At 60.3% G+C, this 20,796-nt stretch carries 20 protein-coding genes and 1 pseudogene; 11 read left to right on the top strand and 10 right to left on the bottom strand.

The features are described 5' to 3' along the window. The first annotated feature begins 70 nt into the window (after positions 1–70). The 4 genes from FE781_RS06780 to nrdF all read left to right on the top strand — a co-directional run bounded on the left by FE781_RS06780 (position 71) and on the right by nrdF (position 5,764). Positions 71–1,537, top strand: coding sequence for an extracellular solute-binding protein (locus tag FE781_RS06780; protein WP_138788863.1), 1,467 nt, complete (start codon positions 71–73; stop codon positions 1,535–1,537). Positions 1,538–2,309: 772 nt separating this feature from the next. After that, entirely contained in the window at positions 2,310–2,669 is a 360-nt protein-coding gene (nrdI, locus tag FE781_RS06775) for a class Ib ribonucleoside-diphosphate reductase assembly flavoprotein NrdI (protein ID WP_138788862.1), read from the top strand. Then, entirely contained in the window at positions 2,656–4,740 is a 2,085-nt protein-coding gene (gene nrdE, locus FE781_RS06770) for a class 1b ribonucleoside-diphosphate reductase subunit alpha (protein WP_138788861.1), read from the top strand. Before nrdI ends, nrdE begins: the two co-directional genes overlap by 14 nt. Before the next feature lie 64 nt (positions 4,741–4,804). Then, a complete protein-coding gene (gene nrdF, locus FE781_RS06765; protein WP_138788943.1) occupies positions 4,805–5,764 on the top strand; it encodes a class 1b ribonucleoside-diphosphate reductase subunit beta in 960 nt (319 codons plus the stop codon). Positions 5,765–5,953: 189 nt separating this feature from the next. On the opposite strand, the gene FE781_RS06760 is transcribed toward nrdF, so the two are convergent. Continuing rightward, positions 5,954–6,850 (bottom strand): NAD(P)-dependent oxidoreductase, encoded by an 897-nt coding sequence (locus tag FE781_RS06760; RefSeq protein WP_138788860.1) that lies wholly within the window; start codon positions 6,848–6,850, stop codon positions 5,954–5,956. Positions 6,851–7,094: 244 nt separating this feature from the next. Here FE781_RS06760 and FE781_RS06755 point away from each other — a divergent pair, with 244 nt between their 5' ends. From FE781_RS06755 to FE781_RS06745, 3 genes are all read left to right on the top strand, one after another. Continuing rightward, a complete protein-coding gene (locus FE781_RS06755) occupies positions 7,095–8,450 on the top strand; it encodes a glucose-6-phosphate isomerase (protein ID WP_138788859.1) in 1,356 nt (451 codons plus the stop codon). 233 nt (positions 8,451–8,683) lie between these two features. Next, entirely contained in the window at positions 8,684–9,316 is a 633-nt protein-coding gene (locus FE781_RS06750) for a YigZ family protein (protein WP_138788858.1), read from the top strand. Positions 9,317–9,419: 103 nt separating this feature from the next. Next, complete coding sequence (locus FE781_RS06745) at positions 9,420–9,794, top strand: DUF4383 domain-containing protein (RefSeq protein WP_138788857.1); 375 nt, start codon at positions 9,420–9,422, stop codon at positions 9,792–9,794. Between the two features lie 100 nt (positions 9,795–9,894). Here the strand turns inward: FE781_RS06745 and FE781_RS18070 are convergent, their stop codons facing one another. From FE781_RS18070 to FE781_RS06715, 7 genes and pseudogenes are all read right to left on the bottom strand, one after another. Beyond that, complete coding sequence (locus FE781_RS18070; RefSeq protein ID WP_379252464.1) at positions 9,895–11,202, bottom strand: right-handed parallel beta-helix repeat-containing protein; 1,308 nt, start codon at positions 11,200–11,202, stop codon at positions 9,895–9,897. Then, a pseudogene (locus FE781_RS18065) lies at positions 11,203–11,721 on the bottom strand (3-keto-alpha-glucoside-1,2-lyase-like domain-containing protein); the annotation flags it as partial. It lies immediately after the preceding gene. Positions 11,722–12,159: 438 nt separating this feature from the next. Beyond that, the gene (locus FE781_RS06735) at positions 12,160–13,035 is read right to left on the bottom strand and encodes an ABC transporter permease subunit (protein ID WP_138788856.1); all 876 of its coding nucleotides are present in this window, start codon (positions 13,033–13,035) and stop codon (positions 12,160–12,162) included. Beyond that, the gene (locus FE781_RS06730; protein WP_138788855.1) at positions 13,032–14,006 is read right to left on the bottom strand and encodes an ABC transporter ATP-binding protein; all 975 of its coding nucleotides are present in this window, start codon (positions 14,004–14,006) and stop codon (positions 13,032–13,034) included. Before FE781_RS06730 ends, FE781_RS06735 begins: the two co-directional genes overlap by 4 nt. Beyond that, complete coding sequence (locus FE781_RS06725) at positions 14,003–15,115, bottom strand: hypothetical protein (RefSeq protein WP_138788854.1); 1,113 nt, start codon at positions 15,113–15,115, stop codon at positions 14,003–14,005. Before FE781_RS06725 ends, FE781_RS06730 begins: the two co-directional genes overlap by 4 nt. Positions 15,116–15,162: 47 nt before the next feature. Further along, positions 15,163–15,687 carry a sigma-70 family RNA polymerase sigma factor gene (locus tag FE781_RS06720; protein WP_138788853.1) on the bottom strand — a complete coding sequence of 175 codons (525 nt, stop codon included), beginning with the start codon at positions 15,685–15,687 and terminating at the stop codon, positions 15,163–15,165. Positions 15,688–15,774: 87 nt separating this feature from the next. Continuing rightward, positions 15,775–16,188 (bottom strand): secondary thiamine-phosphate synthase enzyme YjbQ, encoded by a 414-nt coding sequence (locus tag FE781_RS06715; RefSeq protein ID WP_138788852.1) that lies wholly within the window; start codon positions 16,186–16,188, stop codon positions 15,775–15,777. A 205-nt stretch (positions 16,189–16,393) separates the two neighbouring features. Here FE781_RS06715 and FE781_RS06710 point away from each other — a divergent pair, with 205 nt between their 5' ends. After that, on the top strand, positions 16,394–16,627 hold the full coding sequence (locus tag FE781_RS06710) for a DUF1450 domain-containing protein (RefSeq protein WP_246068082.1): 234 nt from the start codon (positions 16,394–16,396) through the stop codon (positions 16,625–16,627). A gap of 84 nt (positions 16,628–16,711) precedes the next feature. Beyond that, a complete protein-coding gene (locus FE781_RS06705) occupies positions 16,712–17,215 on the top strand; it encodes a ferritin (protein WP_138788850.1) in 504 nt (167 codons plus the stop codon). Between the two features lie 105 nt (positions 17,216–17,320). Here the strand turns inward: FE781_RS06705 and FE781_RS06700 are convergent, their stop codons facing one another. Then, on the bottom strand, positions 17,321–17,527 hold the full coding sequence (locus FE781_RS06700; RefSeq protein WP_138788849.1) for a hypothetical protein: 207 nt from the start codon (positions 17,525–17,527) through the stop codon (positions 17,321–17,323). A gap of 137 nt (positions 17,528–17,664) precedes the next feature. Then, positions 17,665–18,642: a LacI family DNA-binding transcriptional regulator gene (locus tag FE781_RS06695; protein WP_138788848.1), complete on the bottom strand. Its 978-nt coding sequence runs from the start codon at positions 18,640–18,642 to the stop codon at positions 17,665–17,667. Between the two features lie 227 nt (positions 18,643–18,869). Between FE781_RS06695 and FE781_RS06690 the strand changes: the two genes are divergently transcribed. Both FE781_RS06690 and FE781_RS06685 read left to right on the top strand, forming a co-directional pair. Further along, positions 18,870–19,658, top strand: coding sequence for a Cof-type HAD-IIB family hydrolase (locus tag FE781_RS06690; protein WP_246068081.1), 789 nt, complete (start codon positions 18,870–18,872; stop codon positions 19,656–19,658). A gap of 179 nt (positions 19,659–19,837) precedes the next feature. Then, the gene (locus tag FE781_RS06685) at positions 19,838–20,659 is read left to right on the top strand and encodes a (2Fe-2S)-binding protein (protein ID WP_138788847.1); all 822 of its coding nucleotides are present in this window, start codon (positions 19,838–19,840) and stop codon (positions 20,657–20,659) included. The last annotated feature ends 137 nt before the right edge of the window (positions 20,660–20,796 follow it).

Below are 20,796 nucleotides of genomic sequence, written 5' to 3'. Positions count from 1 at the left end.
CTTGAGATTTTACCAGATTGTGATATAATCCTTAGCATCCAAATCATTACAGAAAAGGTGGAACATAAGAGTGCCCCGTTCCAGCCAAAACGAATTCACCGCGCGGATTCGGCGGCTTGTCGAGTCCGTGCGCGGCGACATCCGCAGCGGCGCGCTGCTGCCCGGAGATTATCTGCCTTCCGAGCTGGAGCTCGGCCGAGTGTACGGGTTGAGCAAGGAATCCGTCCGCAAGGCGCTTGATACGCTGGTCAAGGAAGGACTGATCGTGAAAATTCGCCGGGTCGGAACCCGTGTGGCGGACCCGAACGAAGCTTTGCGAAATTCTTCGCGGGAGGAGGCCGATTCGCCCCCGGAGAGAGAGGTTCTAGCCTCCCCCGGCCGCAGGCCGGAACGATTCCTTTCGCCGGCGCGCGGTGAACCGGTTGTGATTCGGCTGGCCCACCAGTCGACCTTACTGGAAGAAGCGAGGTTGACGGAGGCGGTCGAAGCGTTTGAACGGTCTCATCCGAATATAAAGGTGGCGTTGATGCCGACGCCGTTCCCCCTTGCTTATGCCGAGCACGGCCTGGCGGACGTCGTCACGCTGTCGGCATGGGACGCATGGAAGCTGCGCGAGCGGCAGGACGCCAGGATGCCGCTGGCGCCTGCGCCGGATACGGATACGGCCCATCCGCTTCTGGACCGCCCGTTTCTCGCGCGGGACGGCAGGCGGATCGCCGCTCCGCTCGTGTACTCTCCCGTCGTCCTCGGGTATAACAAGCGCCATTTTGCGGAAGCCGGACTGGAGGAGCCGAACGGCGGGTGGACTTGGTACACGCTGCTGAAGGCTTCGCGATCTTTGTCCCGCCGCGGCGGCATCGGCTTTGCGGCGCATATCCAGTCCATCAACCGTTGGACGGTGTTTTTGCTGCAGAGCGGCTTTCGCTTCGCCGCGGGCAAGGCGCGGAACCCGTCCGACGATCCGGCCCTCTGGGAGAGCCTGCGCCTGGCCCGCGATCTGATCTACGGACAAAGCGCGGCGGTTCCGGTGTGGACGGAGCACGACGGCGACGTCGAGCGCTGGTTCCGCGAGGGACGCGTGTCGATGATGATGACGACATATTTTGCCATGAATCGGTTGCTCGGCTCGGATCTCGATTACGGGGCGGCCCCTCTGCCGTCCTTGCGGAATGCCGATACGCTGCTGCTCGTGACGGGACTCGGCATCCGCGCCGGCGTCGAACGCCTGGATGCGGCCGAAGCGCTCGTCCGGCATCTGTGCGGCGTCGAGACGCAGACGATGATTCGCAGACAGACGTTATCGCTGCCGGCGCATCCGCTGGCTCTGGCCGAGAAGCGGGAGTTGGCGGGAAACCGGCCCGCGGAGGCAACGCCCGATCTGGCGACGGACTGGCAGCGGTTCAAGCTGTACGCGGACTTGGAGGCGAGCCTCGATACGCTCGAAGCGGTTCGCGAGGAGCTGAAGGCGTATTGGTCGCGTCTGGAGGACGAAGCGGAGGCCGGCGAACGCCTGGAGGCGCTGCTGGCCGGGAGATGAAAGGGCGGCTTGTGCCGCCCTATCCACTTTTTGGCGGCGTTTCGATAGCTTTGCAAGGGTTGCTTTTTCCCCGCGGACAAGGTAAGATCGTTAAGCGTTGCGGAATGCGAACGGCCGGACGGGCATGCCTGCGATTCAGGGGGCCCGCCGTTATGCTTTGTGCTTGTTGGCGGGCAGGCCGCGAGCCGGATTGGCGGCGGAAAGTCCCGATTTCCAAATGTGCGAGATACGGCCCAAGTCCTTGTTTGAGGACGGTTCGGCCGTTTTTTGTGAGCATTCGGACATGGTTGCGGGGAGTAGCCTCTCACTATATCTTGTATTAGACGGGGTTGCGGCTTTCTGATAGGTCCAGCAGCCCATTTTTCTGCCGAAAATCATGTCGAAATACGGCAAAGCCCTGTGATGGCAAGGCTTTTTCCGTTTTTTCCAGCGCCTCTGCCGCAAGAGAAACATCCTTGACAACACACAAGATATTGAGGTAAATTTACATACATCAACTAGATATTGTGCCGATCGGCAATCGACGCAACAACTCGAAAGTTGCCGAACCGGTCGGCCCCGGTTCAACGCGCCGGTTGCGCGGAAGCGTACGAACGGCCGGCGGCGGAACATGCGGATATCAGAATGATAGAAAGAAAGGGCTCATCCGTGCGTATTGCGGCAAGTTTCCAAAATTCGCCGCAGGAGACGCTTCTATCCTTCACTGGGATGGGAAGCCAGCTCCCTTCGTCTGGCCGGGCGTGCTCTTTTATTTTGGAGAGGAGCCTCTGAGATGCTGATCGCTTATGCTTCGCGAACGGGCAATGTGCGCCGGTTCATCGAAAAGTTGGGAATGCGGAGTCTGCAGGTGGACGAGAATACGACGGTTCAGGAGCCGTTCGTGCTGGTTACATATACAACGGGCTTCGGTCAAGTGCCGGAACAGGTGAAGTCGTTCCTGGATCGCAACTCCAAGTATCTCAAGGCCGTCTCGGCCAGCGGCAACCGCAACTGGGGACAAGTGTTCGCGGCAAGCGCCGACTCGATCTCCAGGGCGTATGGGGTTCCGGTTCTGCATAAATTCGAATTGTCCGGCACGCAGCGCGACGTGGCCAAGTTTGTCGAAGGGGTGAATTTGCTTGCGTCACATTGAACTGAATAACATGATCATGCAGAGGGATGCGGACGGCTTTTTCCAACTGGACAAGGACCGGGAAGCCGTCGAAGTATATATGGAGGAAGTCCGGAGCAAGACGCTGACGTTCTCCAGCTTCCTTGAACAAGTCGACTATATGATCGAAAACGATTATTACGAGAATGTCTACGAGAAGTATACACGGGAGCAAGTCGCCGAGGTGTTCGAGCTGGCGCACAGCATCCCGTTTTCTTTCGCCTCTTATATGGCGGCGTCGAAATTTTACACCGACTACGCGATGCGTACGAACGACCGCACCCGGTTTCTGGAGCGTTATCAGGACCGCGTCGCGATCGTCGCGCTGCATCTCGGCGCGGGCAATATCGATCTCGCCAAGCGGCTTGCGGTATCCATGATGGAGCAGCGGCTGCAGCCGGCGACCCCGACGTTCCTCAACGCGGGCAAGAGCCGCCGCGGCGAGATGGTGTCCTGCTTCCTGCTGGAGATGGACGACTCGCTGAACTCGATCAACTACGTGCTCGGCACCTGCATGCAGTTGTCCAAAATCGGCGGCGGCGTGGCGGTCAACCTGTCCAAGCTGCGCGGACGCGGCGAGCCGATCAAGGGCGTCGAAGGCGCCGCCAAAGGCATCATGCCGGTCATGAAGCTGCTGGAGGACGCGTTCTCCTACGCCGACCAGATGGGCCAGCGCAAAGGCTCCGGCGCCGCGTACTACAATATTTTCGGCTGGGACGTCGAGGAGTTCCTCGATTGCAAAAAGATCAACGCTGACGAAAAAACGCGCATCAAAACGCTGTCCATCGGCCTGATCGTCCCGAATGTGTTCTACCGTCTGGCGGAGGAGAACAAGCCGCACGTCGTCTTCGGCCCGTACTCCGTCTACCGCGAATACGGCAAGCATCTGGACGATCTCGACATCGACGAGATGTACGACGAGCTGCTCGCCAACCCGAACATCCGCAAGAAAACGGTCATGAGCGCGCGCGACATGCTGGTGAAGATCGCCATGATCCAGCTCGAATCGGGTTACCCGTACATCATGAACAAGACGAATGCCAACAAGGCGCACGCCCTGCGCGCCATCGGCTCGGTGAAAATGTCCAACCTGTGCACGGAGATCTTCCAGCTGCAGGAGACGTCCGAGATCGGCGACTACGGCGAGCCGGACATTATCCGCCGCGATATCAGCTGCAATCTGGCGTCGCTCAACATCGCCAACGTCATGGAGAAAAAGGCGATCCGCAGTTCGGTGCACGACGGCATGGAAGGGCTGACCGCGGTCAGCGACGGCACGTCGATCAGCAACGCGCCGGGCGTGCGCAAGGCGAATGCGGAGCTGCATTCCGTCGGTCTCGGCGCGATGAACCTCAACGGTTATCTGGCCAAGAACGGCATCCTGTACGAGAGCGAGGAAGCGAAAGATTTCGTCCGGGCGTTCTTCATGGCGATGAACTTCCACTCCATCGAAAAAAGCATGGAGATCGCCCGCGACCGCGGCGTGACGTTCAAAGGCTTCGAGCTTTCCGATTACGCGAACGGCTCTTATTTCGATAAATACTTGGAGAACGACTATCGCCCGCGCACGGAAAAAGTCCGCAAGCTGTTCGAGGGCATCGAGCTTCCCGGCCCGGCGGAATGGGCCGCGCTGAAGGAGCAGGTACAGAAGCACGGACTGTATCACGCGTACCGGCTGGCGATCGCTCCGACGCAGAGCATTTCGTATATTCAAAACGCGACGTCGAGCGTCATGCCGATCGTGGAAAAAATCGAGACCCGCACCTACGCGAACTCGACGACGTATTACCCGATGCCGTTCTTGTCGAAGGAAAATTTCTTCTACTACAAGTCGGCGTACCAGATCGACCAGTTCAAGGTGATCGACCTGATCGCCGAGATCCAGGAGCATGTCGACCAGGGCATCTCGACGGTGCTGCACGTCAACAGCGACATCACGACGCGCCAGTTGGCTCGCTACTACCTGTATGCGGCCCGCAAAGGACTGAAGTCGCTGTACTATACCCGCACGAACCGGCTGTCTGTCGAGGAGTGCATCAGTTGCGCTGTGTAATAAGGTTCCGCGCCCCGGGTGTGGCGGCGCGTTACATACAGAAGGAGAGAGTAAGCGGATGGCGATACGAGCGGTGAACTGGAACCGGCCGGACGACGACTTCACGACGTCGTTCTGGAACCAGAACCTGATGCAGTTTTGGACGGATGAGGAAATTCCGTTGTCCGACGACAAGATGTCGTGGATCACGCTGTCTCCCGCGGAACGCGAGACGTATATGAACGTGCTTGGCGGCTTGACGCTGCTCGATACCGTGCAAGGCGGCGTCGGCATGCCGAAGATTCTGGAGCATGTCGAAGGCTTGCAGCGCAAAGCGGTGCTGGGCTTTATGGGCATGATGGAGCAGATCCACGCCAAGTCGTACAGCAGCATCTTCACGACGCTGGCGACGACCGAGCAGATCGACCGCGTATTCCGCTGGGTGGAGGAAAATCCGTATCTGCAGCGCAAGGCGGAGTGGATCTCGGCCTGCTATACGTCGATCGACTCGCCGCGTTCGTTGTACCGGGCGATGGCCGCATCCGTCCTTCTGGAGAGCTACTTGTTCTACAGCGGGTTCTTCTATCCGCTGTATCTGGCCGGCCAAGGCAAGATGACGGCCAGCGGGGAGATTATCGACCTGATCCTGCGCGACGAGAGCATCCACGGCTTGTACGTGGGCGTGCTGGCGCAAGAAGTGCTGGCGAAGCTGCCGGCCGACGAGCAGGAGGCTGCCGTCGCGGAGGTGTTCGAGCTGCTGGAACGGCTGCATGCGAACGAGGAGGCGTATACGAACGAACTGTACGCGGCGATCGGACTCGTCGACGAAGTGCAGAAGTTCGTGCGCTACAACGCCAACAAGGCGCTTATGAACCTCGGCCTGCCGACCAAATTCCCGGAAGAGGATATCAACCCGATCGTGCTCAACGGACTCAGCACGCGCACGAAGCAGCACGACTTCTTCTCCAAAAAAGGCAACGGCTACATCCGCACGCTGAACGTGGAGCCGCTGCGCGACGAGGACTTCGTGTTCGACGGCGTGTGAGTTGACGATCCGGATGCGCTTCTTACCGTATCCATCGGATCTTGGCTTCGCCAAGCCGGTGCGTGCGAACGCGTACCGGCCCGCCAAACGGCCGATAACGAGCGGGGATCGGGCTTGCAGCAGAGAGGGAACGACCGCAGCCGTTCCCTCCTTCCCCGTTTGTATTTCGCGGGCCAAGCCCCGATCCGCTCACCGCCGGTCTTCGCCGATGACCATGTCCATCTGGTCCTCGTACCAGCGCACAAGCGCGCACAAGTCCTCGTCGCCCCAGCCGGCCTGAACGCCGCGTTCAAACTGGGCGCGCGCCAGGTCGAGCATCGGGGCGGTCACGCCGAGCTCGCCGATCAGCTGCACCGCCAGACGAAGATCCTTCAGCATCAGCTTGCCGGAGAACTGGTTGCTGAAGTCGCGCTCGATAATTTTCAGCCCTTTCAGGTCGGCCTGCTTGCTCGCCGCGCCGCCGCTCTGCACGACTTCGAGGAAGGAGCGGGCGTCGATACCCGCCTTGGCGGCGATCGACATGCCTTCGATCAAGCCGATCGCGTTAATGCCGACGATCGTGTTGTGCGCAAGCTTGGCGTACGAGCCTGCGCCCGATTCGCCCATGTAGACGATGCGCCGTCCCATCGCGAGCAGGACGTCCTCGTTCGCCTCCAGCACGGAGCGGTCGCCGCCCGCCATGAACAGCAGCGTGCCGCTCTCGGCCGCCGGCTTGCTGCCCGTCACGGGCGCGTCGATAAAGGAAGCGCCGCGTTCCCGGCACGCCGCGTGCAGACGCCGGCTCGTGTCCGGGGAGACCGTGCTGGAGTCGAACACGGCCGTACCGGCGCGCAGTCCGGCCAGCACGCCGTCCTCGCCTTCGTATACGTCCAGCACCGTCGCGTCGTCGCTGAGCATCGTGACCACCACGTCGGCTTCGCGCGCCGCGTGCGCCGGCGATTCCGCCTTGCGCGCGCCGAGCGGCACGAGCTCGTCCGCCTTGGACGCCGTGCGGTTCCAGACGAAAACGCCGAATCCTTTTTTCAGCAGGTTGGCCGCCATCGGCAGCCCCATCGTGCCCAGTCCGATAAATCCGATTGTTTTCATGCGATTCGCTCCCATCGATTAGCGTCATGTCCCTTAAGGTTCATTGTATCATAGTCCGCGGCGCGTACCGACAGCCAATTTCGGCGGCCGTTCCCTGCCGAGACGGTCTCCGTATGCGCCGCCGGACTTCTTGCGGGGGCAGACGTCTTCGAACTCTTGCATTCGCCCTCCCGTTTAAGTATGCTAGGACTAATGGTCAACTTAGGGTCCAGTTCTACATATTGTTTGGAGGGGAATCAAGGCCATGAGCGAGAAATTGAAATTCGACTACAGCCGCGCGCTGCCGTTCGTCGGACAGCATGAGATCGACAACCTGGCCGCCGCGGTCAAACTGGCGCACGAGCAACTGCATGAAGGCACCGGCGCGGGATCGGACTATCTCGGATGGATCAACCTGCCGCACGATTACGATAAAGACGAATTCGACCGCATCAAAGCGGCGGCCGCCCGCATCCAGAGCGACTCGGACGTGCTGATCGTCATCGGCATCGGCGGTTCGTATCTGGGCGCGCGCGCCGCGATCGAAATGCTGCAGCATTCGTTCTACAACCTGCTGCCGAAAAGCGTCCGCAAGACGCCGGAGATTTATTTCGTCGGGCAAAACATCAGCTCCACCTATGTCGCGCACCTGCTGCAACTGATCGAAGGCAAAGACATCTCCGTCAACGTTATCTCCAAATCCGGCACGACGACGGAGCCGGCGATCGCGTTCCGAACTTTCCGCGAACTGCTGGAGAAGAAATACGGCAAGGAAGGCGCCCGCAAACGCATCTACGCGACGACGGACGCGTCGAAAGGCGCGCTGAAAAAGCTCGCGAACGAAGAGGGCTACGAGTCGTTCGTCATTCCGGACGACGTGGGCGGACGTTACTCCGTGCTGACGGCCGTTGGCCTGCTGCCGATCGCGGTGGCCGGCATCGACATCGACGCGATGATGAAGGGCGCGGCCGACGCGGCGACGGATCTGGCCAACCCGAACCTCAGCGAGAACCAGGCTTATCAATATGCCGCGGTGCGCAACGCGTTGTACCGCAAAGGCAAAACGATCGAAATTCTCGTCAACTACGAGCCTTCCCTGCATTACGTGTCGGAATGGTGGAAGCAACTGTTCGGCGAAAGCGAAGGCAAAGACTTCAAAGGCATTTATCCGGCTTCCGTCGATTTCTCGACCGACCTGCACTCGATGGGCCAATTCATTCAGGAAGGCAACCGCATCCTGTTCGAGACCGTGCTGCAAGTGGACAAGGTCGCCGAGCATATCACGATCGGCCACGATCCGGCGGATCTGGACGGCCTGAACTTCCTCGCCGGCAAGACGATGGATTTCGTCAACAAGAAGGCGTTCGAAGGCACGATGCTCGCGCACACGGACGGACAAGTGCCGAACCTGATCGTGACGCTTCCGGAAATTTCGCCTTACCATTTCGGATACATGGTTTACTTCTTCGAAAAAGCGTGCGGCGTAAGCGGCTACCTGCTGGGCGTCAATCCGTTCGACCAGCCGGGCGTCGAAGCCTACAAGAAAAACATGTTCGCTCTGCTCGGCAAACCGGGCTACGAGGCGCAAAAAGCGGAGCTTGAGGCTCGTCTGGGCCGATAAGCGTCCGGCACGGCCAAATCGGTCGACACGACAAGAACCGTCCTCAGGATCGGGAAACCGCCGTTGGGGGCGGTTTTTGCATTCGCAAGGATCAGCTTGGACCAAAAACAGCCGCTTGGGCGGAGCATCGGCCGGCCTGTTCCCTTTCGGTGGTATCGCGTGACGGAACGTGTTACGATGAGAGAATGGACGGGCGGGCCGGTACGCCCGCGGCACCAAGGGAGGTTGCGGAAGTGACGGAAGAATACCGCACGGTCAGCCGGGAAGCATCGGACGAAATCGTCATTAAGAAATCGCGGTTTATCGGATTTGCCGGACCGGCGGCGACCGAGGAGGAAGCGGCGGCCTTTATCGAACGCATCAAAAAGGAGCATTGGTCGGCCACGCATAATTGCTCGGCTTACGTCGTGGGCCCCCGAGGCGAATACCAGAGGTCGTCGGACGACGGGGAACCGAGCGGCACGGCGGGACGGCCGATCCTCGAAGTGATCAAGCATCGCGGGCTGACCAACGTGGTTGTGGTCGTCACGCGTTATTTCGGCGGCATTATGCTCGGAGCGGGCGGGCTCGTCCGCGCGTATACGGACGGGGCGGTCATCGCCCTCAACGCGGCGGGGCCGATCCGCAAGGCGCTTCACCGTGAACTGATCGTCGATATCGACTACACGTGGTACGGCAAGCTGGAGAACGAGATCCGCAACCGCGGGGCGCTTGTGGCGGATACGCAGTTTTCGGATCGGGTCACGGTTACGCTGCTTCCGTTTGCGAAGGAAGCCGACTCGATGGCGGCGTGGATCACCGACCTGACGCAGGGACAAGCGTCGATCACGATGGGCGAATCCCGCTATCTGGATCATCCGATCTGATCGGAAGCCCCGCCGCCCGGGCCCTTCCGGCATTCGCGCCTCGAGGCATGTTCGGTCCTTCTCGGACATACACATACGGTATACGCGTTGGGGAGGGATCGGCATGGCCAAATTGGCCGCAAGGGTGATTGGCGCGTTTTTTCTGATGCTGGGAATCGTCGGTCTGTTTACCGAGCACGCCTTCGGCATGCATTTCGATTGGCTGCACACCACGATGCATCTGCTGATCGGCGGCTGGGGACTGTGGGCGTCCGTGCAAGAGTCCGCCTCGCAGTCCTTTAACCGTCTGCTCGGCGTTTTCGTGTTGGCGCTCGGGGCGCTCGGGTTTTTCACGGGCAACTTGTTCGGCCTCATGCATCTGGAGATGGTGGAAAACCTGATTCACCTCGCGGTCGGAGCCGCGGCGACGTATGTCGGATTCGTCCTGACGCCGACGGCGACGGTTCGGAAGACGCGGTCGGGCCGCGTGCTTCAATAACATGCGTCCGGGTTTAGCGGAGAGATGAAGAAATGGCGGTGCAAGGGAGATCACCCCTGCATCGCCATTTTTTGTACGAAATAATCTGATCCCGTCTTGCTTAATTGAAGATCGCGCCGATATCGGTCCCGCTTGGCGTGCCCGCGCCCTTCAGATCGCTGCCGGAGACGAGCTTCAGGAAATTGCCGAGGACAGGCGCTCCGTTCGAGTTGCGCGAGACGGTCGGAGTCAGGCTGACGAAATCGCCGGAGGAAGCGACGAGTCCTTTGGCGTTGACGCTCTGGTTGTTTTTCCACCAGACGTTGGTGCTTTGGATGTCCGTGCCGCTCGTTTTGTCGCTGGAAGCTCCGCTGAACGACAGGTTGTTGCTGAATTGGTGCGTGCCGGAATCGAACGCGAAGTTGCTGCCGTTGCCGCCCTTGCCGTTATCCCAGGCCGTGTTGTTCTTCATCGTGATGGAACCGGTGTTCCGGTTGTAGGTGAACCCGTGTTTTTTGTTCTGGAAGGCGATGTTGTTCTGCACGATATGATTGACCGGGATGTCTTCGCCGCCCAGCTTGAAGCCGTTGCCGTCGCTGTCCGTGGTGGACGTTCCGTCCGACGTGCTTCCGTTGTGATGCGAGATACTGTTGCGGATCGTGACGGGGCTGATCGCGCCGGTATCGGATTTGGTGTACAGATCCCAGCCGTCGTCCACATTGTACGCCGCGATGCAGCCGTCGAACACGTTGCCCGGTCCGACCGTCAGCTTGGCGGCGAACCCGTCGGCGTCTTCGCCGTTGTCGGGGTCGAAGTTGTCGTGGGAGTATACGTTGATGATTTCGTTGTATTTCGGCCATTCGCTCGACGAGACGGAGGAGGAGTACCGGCTGATTTGCAGGCCGGAGTCGCGGTTGTGGTGAACCTCGACATTCTCGATCCGGTTGTAGTCGCCACCGATAAAGATGCCGTTGTCCCCGGCCCCTTTCACTTCAAGGCCTTTGACGAGCCAGTAGTGGCCGTTGATTTGCAGGCCGCGGTTGGCGTCGCCGAACGCTTGGGCGGAGAAATCCAGCACCGGCTTTTCGCTGCCGTATGCGACGATGCTTTTGCGCTGGCCGGATGCGCCGCTGTTATTACGCTCGATCAGCACCGTGCTGGAGAACGAGTAGGTTCCCCCGCGCATATAGATCGTGCCGCCGGGAGCCACGCTGGTAATCGCAGATCTAAGGTCCTTGGGGCTATTGATCGTGCCGGGATTGCCGGGCGATCCGTTCGGAGCCACATAGATCGCTCCGCTTACGGGCGGAGGCGTCGGGGTGGGCGATGCGCTTGGCGTCGGCGTAGGCGTCGGCGAAGCGGTTGGCGTCGGGGATGCGCTTGGGCTCGGAGTTGGACTGGAGCCCGTACCGCCGTCCGAGACGACCACATTGTCGAACTTGGCGGCGGTTTTGTAGGCGACGAGACCGATGCGGCCCGACGAGAGCGAACTGTCCGTCGCGGACAACTCCAGCGAGCCGTTCACGTACATATTGAGATTCGATCCGTTCAGCTCCAGCTTGACCGTGTACCAGACGCCGGCGGTCAGCGGATAGTTTTTGGTCGCGATGGTCGTGGACGATCCGCTCACTTTTTTGCGGATTTCCAGCTTGCCTCCGCTGCTATTGTAGAGTGAAGCCGCGTAGTAATTGTTGCCGTCCGCGTAACGCCCCGCGACATACGTCCGGTTGGAGCCGTTCCAGTTCTCGACCTTCACGCGCGCCTCGACGGAATAGTTCGTCCACGAGGAGTTGCCCGCGGACGCGCGGCCTTCGTCCGAGCTCGACTGGTAATAGACGTACGAGCCGCCGTCCTGTACGACCGACCATGTGCCGTATTGCGTCGTCCAGCCGTTGGCGTCGCCGTCGTCGAAGTTGTCGCTCCACACCGTAGCCGCGCTCGCCGGCATGAACGTAAACAAAGAAACGGCGAGCGTCAGCCCGGCCAATATACCTGTATTGCGTTTCCATCGAAATTTCACGACTTCCTACCTCCTTTTCCTTCGTTCGTTTTCGGCCGGCTTCGTGCGCCGGCGCCGGATCGTCTGGCAGGCCATCCATCCAGAAGACACTATAGCGGTCGTCCGTCACCTCCTTTTCTTCATGCACACGTTCGCAAACAAAAAGCGGTAACCGCTTTTGCAAACCGCCCGGGTCTGCATCCTCATTATGGCGAACGGGCGCGCTTTTCCGCCATAACCCATTTTTAACCAATCGGCCTCCGCTTGTGTTTGCCAAAAAAGTGCTAACGGGCTGGACTCGCCTTCCAGCTTGCTCCACGGCAAAAAACCCCCGAAGCGCTCCCGGAGAGGCGCCAGGGGGGAAAGCCGTGCGCAAAAAAACTTCGGTTAGAAATCGCGTTTTCGTATCGCCCAAATCCCGGCCGCCATCAGGACCAGCGTATATGCGGCGGCGTAGATCAGGAACGAGTCGGACGGAATGCTCGCCAGCGCAAAGGGGCCCAAATGGTTGTTCAGGTTCGTGAGCTGCTGAAAATCGCTCAGCGACAGCAGCTCCGCCAGCATCCGCTGCTGCAGCGCGTCGGCCGGCATCGCCAGCGATATCAATCCGGATATCGTTTGCAGCGGCCGCATCGCCTCGTTGCGCAGAAGCTCGCTGCCGAGCAGCTTCTCGATCATGCCGCCGAGCCAGCTCATCGCGAACAGCATCGTCATGCCGATGCCGTTGCCGAGCGGGCTCAGCCAGATCGAACCAAGCATGGTGACGGTCACCAGCAGCGGGACGACGGAGCCGAACAGCAGATAACTCTTGAAGATCGTGAGTCCGTCCAGCGAGACGCCCGTCCGGTAGGCGACGATCAGCACGATAAGGGCATACAGCAGCCCGGCGTACAGCAGTCCGAATACGGTGAAGCCGAGCCAGCGGCCCAGATACCATCTCCATCGCGGGAGCGGACGCGCCAGCACCGATTGCAGCACGCCGTGCTCCGCTTCGCCGGTGACCGCGGAGATGGAGCTGAAGATCGCGAGGAATGCGACGGCGAACGCTCCGAAGAAAAAGCCGAGCGCGAGCAGCATCGCCCCGTCGGTGTACTGGTGCAGCAGCGATTGGAGCGAATCCTGCTCCCGGTAGTCCGGATCGCCGATGATCGCATCGGAGATAAACCAGAAAGCGATGCCGAACAAGGCGGTCATCGCCAAGGTCATGAAGGTGACGCGCTTGCGGATCATCTCGGTCCAGGTGAGAGCCCATACCGCTTTCATGTTCGCGTCCCCTCCCCCCGGTGCTCCAGGCCGGAGACGGCCTGCAGGAACCATTGCTCCAATCCGGAATCGGCGCGGCGGGCTTCGTACAAGGTCAACCCTTGCTCCACGATCAAATAATGCAGCCTTCCGATCTGCTCCTCGTTCTCCAGCTCCGCCTCCAGCCAGACGCTGTCGCTGCCGGGCGGCAGCGGCAGGTCCGGCCGAACGCGCAAGGGAGCGTCGACCGCCAGCGACAGCCATTCCGCGACAACCGGCGAATAACCGCCGACGCGGACGTGCCAGCGCGACCGTTCGCGCAACAGGTCCGCGATCGGCCCTTCGGCGAGCACCTGGCCGTTGTTCAGCAGCGCCATCCGGTCGCATATCTGCTCGACGTCTTCGAGCAGATGGGAGTTCAGGAATATCGTCGTGCCCCGCTCCTTGAGCCGCTTCAATATTTCCCGAACCTCGTGCCGGCCGACGGGGTCGAGCGCCGAAGCCGGCTCGTCCAGGAAGACGAGATCCGGATTGCCGATCAGGGCGCAGGCCAGTCCGAGCCGCTGCTGCATGCCTTTGGAATACTTTTTGATCCGGTCGTAACCCCGGCGCCCGATGCCGACTTCGTCCAGCAGCTCCGCGATCCGCCGTTCGGCGGTTTGATTGTCCAGTCCGCAGAGCCTTGCGTGAAACCGGAGCGCCTCCACGCCGGTGAGCCATTCCGGATACCGGAACAGCTCGGGGAGATAACCGATTCGCCGCCGTGCCTCCACCGATCCGGCGGGGTGGCCGAACAGCTCCGCCGACCCGGCGGTCGGCGAGATCAGGCCGACAAGCATTTTGACCAGCGTGCTTTTGCCCGCCCCGTTCGGGCCGAGGAAGCCAAAGGCTTCCCCGGCTTGCACGGTCAGCGTAACGTTTCGGCAGCCCCGCCGGTCTCCGTAGTCTTTGGTCAGTCCGTCGGTGCGGATAGCCGCCTGCGCCGCTGTCATGGGCTCACCAACTCCGTCAGCTCCGCAAGCGCTTTGTCGCGGCTTTCATACTGGTAGAAGTAGGCCGAATGCAGGTAGCCGTCCTTCAGCCAGATGGCGGAGATGGAATCCGTGTCGGACCGTTGGTCCAGATATACCGGGACGCCGGCGATTACCCGTTTCTCCGGTTCCCGATTCAGGACAAGCGGCATCGGCACTTGCCCTTCCTCCAGACGAGAACCCTGCACAATCTTGCTGCGGATATGCTCCGGCAGCATCGGGAAGTTGACGACGGCGTCGTAGGCGGCCTTGGCGTCGACGGACGGATCGAATTCGATCGTAGGCACCGCCGTGCGGGAATAGCTGGCGCCTGCGCCGTTTTGTTTGGGGTCCTCGCTTTCGATATGGTAGCTGACATGAAGCTCCCGGTCTGTTTTCAGCATAAGCGGTTTTCCGTCGACGGAAGTCGGCAGCAGTTGCTTCGCCCCCAGGCGTTCCATCACCCGGTTGATTTCGTCCACGTTCAGGGTGAACGTGTATACGTTCGACGGAGCCAGACCGATATACAGGTTATTCTGGGACAGCCACGACGCGGGCAATTTGATGGCCGCTCCCAGCCGTTTCTCGGCTGCTTCGATGCTGCCGAAATTTTCGTATTTGCCTTGGCCCGAAGCCGTAAAGGCGCCGAATTTATTGACCGCTTCGGCGGATTGGCCATCGGGGAAAAGCTGATTCATCAACTGGCGCAGGTCATTCTCCTGCACGACGACGACTTCCTGCATCCGGAACTGATTCAGCATCGAAGCAAGCGCGTCGTTTGCGGCCGGGGTCGCAACGACAATCGCGAGCGCCGCCGCCGCGGCGGCAACGCCGTAGCGCTTGAAGCTGAAGCGGCGCTTGCGCGGCGAATCCTGCTCGGTTCGAACGGGAATCCGATATGCGCCGTCAGCCGCCGGGGCGGCGGGCTTCCCGGCTTCTTCCGCCGCCGGATCGAGCGTCGTATCCGCCGCCGTTACGCCGATTTGCGACCATTCGGCCCATTTCGGCGAAGGCGTTTCGCCGGCCAGTTTGCTTTCCAGCTCGGCCCAGGCCTCATCCATGCGCTCGCGGTCGATTCCGTTGTGGGTCATGGCATTTACCTCCTGTCATAATGGGGATCGTCCGTTCCTTGCCGCCGTTACAGCCGGTTCGCCTCGGCGTCGGCCATGGCGTGGCGGCGCACCCGTTCGGTCGCCCGCATCAGCATCGTGCCGACTTGGGTCTGCCGGATTTTCAGCCGTTCGGCGATCTCCGAATAGCTGTATCCGGAGTAGCGAAGCAGCAGCATCTCGCGGTCGCGTTCCGACAGCTTTTCCATCCATTTCAGCACTTGTTCGCGGTCGGCTTGTCTCATGACGAGCTCTTCGCTGTCCTGATGGGAATCGGGCAACGTCTGGATATGCTGCTCCTGTTTTTCTATCAGAGCTCGTTCCCGGGTTTTCCGGTCGAGATAATCATAGGCGGTTCGCGTCAGCACGCGGTGCAGCCATCCGCCAATGGCGCCCGGATGATCGGGGGGATGGCGGTAGAGCTTCAGGAACACTTCCTGCGCCAAGTCCTCGGCGGCGGCTTCGTCCTTCACGAGCGCCACCAGCTTGCGGCGGACGGACGGGTAGTGCAGTTCGAAAATCTGCCTGAACAGATTCGGCGCCGAATCGCTCATCGTCGTTTTCTCCTCCTTTTGCTGCAGCTATAGGGAAGACGTCCGGTCAGGCGAGTATATAACAGGCTGATTGAAAAAAGTTTAAAGTCAGGAGCGGGAATCTCCGATGATTTTCACCCATACCTTGCGTTCCCGGGGGCCGTCGAATTCGCAGAAATAGACCCCCTGCCACGTGCCGAGCAAGGGCCGGCCTCCGCTGACGATCACCGTCTGCGAGGAACCGACCGTCATCGCCTTGAGGTGGGCGGCGGTGTTCCCTTCCGCATGGCGGTCGTGCGGGTGATCCCACGGATACAGCTCGTTCAGCCGCCGGAGCACGTCCCGTTTCACGTCGGGGTCGGCGTTTTCGTTGATGGCGATGCCGGCCGTCGTGTGCGGGCAGTAGACGACCGCGAGCCCGTCCGTCACTCCGGATTGGCGGATCGCGTCGGCGACCTTCGCCGTCAAATCGACAATTTCATCCCGCTGGCGGGTGCGCAGTTGAAAGGTAATCAGATTCATCCTCGTAACCTCTCCCTCTTTACTCCATCGTTATGCCCATTATAGCGGCCGGTCGGGCCGACAGGCCAGTCCGGGGAACTCATAAACGGGAGGAAGCCGTGCCGGAATGGTCCAAGCCGCGCATCATTTTCCTTGACGCATGGAATGATAATCATTATCATGATTTATGGCGATTCTCATTCCGATCCGAAAGGAAGGCGAGACCGTGGGCGCGAAGAAAATCAAGTATTGCGAGAAAAACCTGAAGAAGCTGGGCACCAAGCCCGCCTACAAGGCGATGAAGAAGCTTTACCCGGAGATGAAGCAGAAGAAGCGGGAATGTCTGGGGCGTTGCGGGTTGTGCTCGAAAAAATGCTTCGCCATGATCGGCAAAAAAGAAGTGGTGTCGGCGCCTACGGCCGAGTCGTTGTATCTCGCGCTCCTGGAGCGGATCGGGTAGCAGGTTGAGCTTGTTCGCGACTTCTTGTATGATGGAGATATGCCCGCGGGCAGCATTTTCCACCAGACAAGGAGCATGAACCGAATGAACGAGACGTTGGTCAAGGCGCTTAACGAGCAAATGAACTTTGAATTTTATTCGGCGCACGTCTATCTGGCGATGGCGGCATATTGCTCCGGCGAGAGCCTGGACGGGTTCGCGAACTTTTTTATCGTGCAAGCGGAGGAAGAGCGGTTCCACGCGATGAAAATCTACAAGTTCCTGAACGACCGTGGACATCGCGCGACGCTGAGCGGCATGCCGGCTCCGAACAATGAGTACACCTCGATGCTGGACGTGTTCGAGCAGGGCTACCGCCACGAGAAGCTGAACACGAAGCGTTTCTACGATTTGTCCGATTTGGCGTGGAACGACCGCGAGCATGCGACGATCCACTTCCTGAAGTGGTTTATAGACGAGCAAGTTGAGGAAGAAGCCCTGTTCGACGGCATCATCCAGAAGCTGAAGCGCATCGACCAGGACAGCAACGCGTTTTATATGCTCGATGCGGAGTTCGCCCAGCGGACATTCACGCCGCCGGCCGAATAACGGGAGAAACAAACAACACCCCATCGGCGCTTCATGCCGGCAGGGGTGTTTGGATTGATCCGGAGTTTGCCGCCGGTGCCGTTCCGGCGCGGGGCGAGTCCCGGCTTATTCGCGCAGAGCGTCCCTGAGCCGCGTGGACATCGTGTCCGGCGACTTGCGGGAGGCTCTTAATTTTTTGACCTCGGCTTGCAGACGGGCATGATCCGCCCGGAGCCTGTCCCACTCGTCGAGCAGGGCGAACCATTGTTCCAGGGCTTGGGGATCGCCCGCTTGCAGACCGGCGAGCAGACGGTCGCGTTCGGTTGGTTCCATAGTCATGTCCCTCCTCTTGTCAGTCTCCGAACCGTTTGCCGTTCAAATAATAAGCGTCCTCGCGGTATACGCGAAACGCGATTTCCATCTTGGGGATTCCGAGCGAGCGGATATGTTTATCCCCTGTCCATTCAGATTTATACGGTGAATCTCTCGATCAGCCGGTACGCCAATTGCCGGCTGACGGGCTTCGCTTCGCGATCCCGAATGCGCGCGAGCACCGTTTCGAAGGCCAGGCCGCCCATTTCGGGCAGACCGATATCCATCGTCGTCAGCCCGAACACGTCGGCGATCGGCTGGTTGTCGAAGCCGACGACCGCGATGTCCTCGGGAACGCGCAAGCCGATCCGGCGCGCCTCAGCGATGAACCCGACCGCGGCCAGGTCGCCGGTGACGATCAGGGCGTCGGGCCGGTCCCGCGCCCCCATCAGCCTCCTCGCGATTGCGGCTCCGTCGAAGGCGGTGCGGCATTGCTCGAACCGCCACTCGTCCCGCCGGACGAGGCCGGCCTCCGAGAGCACGTCGTCGTACGCTTGCCGGCGCTTGCGGCTGTTTGCGCTGTCGGGCCGGGCAAGCGTAAATCCGATCCGCCGGCGTCCCCGCCGAATCAGGTAACGCAGCGCGTCGGCGAAACACGCGTAATGATCCACATAGACGGCCGATATGCCTTCCACCGCCGGTTCCCCGCAGGCGAGCAGCGGGCCGTAGCTGCTGTACGGCGCGATCTCCTGCCAATCCAGCATATTCGACGCCAGAATCAAGCCGTCGACCTGCTTCGTCCGGATCAACTCCAGCGCGCGCCGTTCCGCCTCGGCGTCGTACGCGGTCTGTACCATCAGCAACTGGTAGCCGGCCTTCAGCGCGGCTCTCGATACGCCTTCGAGAATCCGGGCGTAGTACGGATGATCGATGGCGGGCATCACGACGCCGACGGTGTCGCTCCGGCCCGTGGTCAGTTGCACCGCCTTGCGGTTGGGCGCATAATCGAGCTTGTTTATCGCCTCGGTCACCGCTCTGCGTTTTTCCTCCCGCACATAGGGATGTCCGTTCAGCACACGGGATACCGTCGATACCGACACGCCGGCGATTTTGGCGATTTCCCGGATGTTGGCCATCGACTTCGCCCTCCTTCCGTTACCGCCTATTTTAAAATACTAGATTTGAAATGCAAAGCGCCGACGGACCGGACTCGCCCAAAAAAAGAAACTTGACCTGAAACGCGTTTCATATTTTACACTGGAGGAGCGGAGGCGGTTAAGCCATCCGCAGCCGCCCGGCCGGCGTTACCCGTAGAGGGCGTGACGGCCTGCGGCATAGAAAAGGGAGCGGGAGACGGGGAGGCATGGACAGACAGATGGAGAAATCGTTTGTGATTTTCGATATTGACGGGACGCTGCTGGACGAGGAAAAACGCATACCGGAGTCGACCCGCCGCGCGGTTCGCCTGCTGCAGGAACGCGGGATCGGCACGGCGATCGCGACCGGACGCGCTCCGACGCAATTCGAATGGATACGCCGGGAATTGAATATCCGCTCTTACGTGGCGATGAACGGGCAGTTCACCGTGTGGGAAGGCCGCACCGTTTATGCGAACCGAATCGATCCGGAGCTGCTGGGGCGGATGACGGACATGGCGGCCGAGCGGGGCGACGCCATCGGGTACTGCGGCGAGAAGGAGCTGGCGGCAAGCGCGGAGGCGCATCCTCTCATCATGATGACGCTCGGACGTCTAAAGCTGGATCATCCGCCGGTGAATCCCCAATTTTTCAGACATACGCCGGTCTATCAAGGCTATCTGTTCTGCAAGACGGACACAGGCCGTCATTATAAGGAAGCGTTTCCCGATTTGCATTTTATTCAGTGGCATCCCAACGCTTACGATATTCTGCCGCTCGGCGTCTCCAAAGCCGTGGGCATCGCCAAGCTGCTCGAAGCGGCGGGCGTTCCGAATTCCAGATGCTACGCCTTCGGCGACGGCATCAACGACGTCGAGATGCTGACCGAGGTCGGCACGGGCATCGCGATGGGCAACGCCGTGCCGGAGGCCAAGGCGGCGGCGGATTACGTCACCACCTCGAACGAGCAGGACGGCATCTGGAACGGGCTGGTCGCGGTCGGTTTGCTGGACTGAACCGGATCGGTCCGTTGCCCCGGTTCCGGGAGGGGAATCGGCGGCGGAACAACTGAAAAGGATCAATTGCCGAATGGCTGCGGGCTCCGACTGGACATCGCGGCCATTTGTATGTATAATAATGAAAATGATTATCACTATCACGGTTTAAACCGTTTACATAAAAGGAAGGCGATCTTGTGGGCAACCGAGTAAACCGGGAGCTGTTGGAACAAAAGCTGTACGTGACGTTCGTCAAACCTGCGGACCCGATCGTTGCGCTCCCTTCCGCCGAGTTGGCCGACCCTAAGCGGATGCTGGAGTTGTTGAACGTGTACGCTCCGCTCATCAAAGCCAAAGATCTTCAGGCAGCAGCCGCTTATTTTGCCAACTGGTGCGCGGGTCTGGCGGTTGCCCAGCAATTTTGCGCGTCGGTCTGGAACTGCGTGCTGGACTTGTCGGCCGACAATCTGGAGATCGCGTTGTATGCGGACGGCGGCTACGGCCGGTTTGCATACGTGCTAAGGGAATGGAAGGAGAACGTTCCGGATTCGGACGCGGGACGCGACGGCTGGTTAAGCTCGGAGCTTAGCCGGTTCTACGGCGGCACGCTTCGACCGATGTTCGAAGCCGCTGCCCAGGCGTCGGGCCTGACGGTCGGGCATCTGTGGGGAATGATTCCGACCAAGCTGAACTATTACATGCGGGCGTTGAAAGAGGAACCGAAGCTCGTTCCCAGCATGGAGCGGCTGACGGCGGATTATATGCTGTTGCGCAAGGGGATCGATGCGAGGGAAGTGTTCGGACGGGCCAAAAATCCCCTCGACGTTAACGGCCGGCCGATCGAAAGCTTGCTGGACCCCGATCAGCAAGTGTATATGAAAAACGTCTGCTGCCTCTACTACCGGACCGAAGGAGGCTCTTATTGCTACACCTGCCCGAGAATGAAGGAAAGCGAGCGGGCGGAGCGTCGGGCCGCGGCCCGTGCGGAGCAGGAAGCGGCAAAAGCGCAAATCGGATAAGGGGCCTGACGTGCCGGATTACGCGGTTCGGACGAGCCCATGTGAGCCGAGCGTCGAAGCGAGTGTGCTTCGGCGCTTTTGTTTTTTTCTCTCTTCAATCGCGCCGTTGGGCGGTTTTTCAACAAAGTGCAAACCCC

It is taken from the genome of Paenibacillus thermoaerophilus, from assembly GCF_005938195.1.
Taxonomy (GTDB): Bacteria; Bacillota; Bacilli; order Paenibacillales; family Reconciliibacillaceae; genus Paenibacillus_W; species Paenibacillus_W thermoaerophilus.
The sequence above is the reverse complement of the archived record's forward strand: the minus strand, read 5'-3'. Positions and strand labels throughout refer to the sequence as shown.

Coding starts and splice junctions, on each gene's coding strand:
- nrdI (WP_138788862.1), top strand. CDS start 2,310: ATGCTGATCGCTTATGCTTCGCGAACGGGCAATGTGCGCCGGTTCATC.
- FE781_RS06760 (WP_138788860.1), bottom strand. CDS start 6,850: ATGAAAACAATCGGATTTATCGGACTGGGCACGATGGGGCTGCCGATG.
- FE781_RS06755 (WP_138788859.1), top strand. CDS start 7,095: ATGAGCGAGAAATTGAAATTCGACTACAGCCGCGCGCTGCCGTTCGTC.
- FE781_RS06745 (WP_138788857.1), top strand. CDS start 9,420: ATGGCCAAATTGGCCGCAAGGGTGATTGGCGCGTTTTTTCTGATGCTG.
- FE781_RS06735 (WP_138788856.1), bottom strand. CDS start 13,035: ATGAAAGCGGTATGGGCTCTCACCTGGACCGAGATGATCCGCAAGCGC.
- FE781_RS06730 (WP_138788855.1), bottom strand. CDS start 14,006: ATGACAGCGGCGCAGGCGGCTATCCGCACCGACGGACTGACCAAAGAC.
- FE781_RS06725 (WP_138788854.1), bottom strand. CDS start 15,115: ATGACCCACAACGGAATCGACCGCGAGCGCATGGATGAGGCCTGGGCC.
- FE781_RS06720 (WP_138788853.1), bottom strand. CDS start 15,687: ATGAGCGATTCGGCGCCGAATCTGTTCAGGCAGATTTTCGAACTGCAC.
- FE781_RS06715 (WP_138788852.1), bottom strand. CDS start 16,188: ATGAATCTGATTACCTTTCAACTGCGCACCCGCCAGCGGGATGAAATT.
- FE781_RS06705 (WP_138788850.1), top strand. CDS start 16,712: ATGAACGAGACGTTGGTCAAGGCGCTTAACGAGCAAATGAACTTTGAA.
- FE781_RS06700 (WP_138788849.1), bottom strand. CDS start 17,527: ATGGAACCAACCGAACGCGACCGTCTGCTCGCCGGTCTGCAAGCGGGC.
- FE781_RS06695 (WP_138788848.1), bottom strand. CDS start 18,642: ATGGCCAACATCCGGGAAATCGCCAAAATCGCCGGCGTGTCGGTATCG.
- FE781_RS06690 (WP_246068081.1), top strand. CDS start 18,870: ATGGACAGACAGATGGAGAAATCGTTTGTGATTTTCGATATTGACGGG.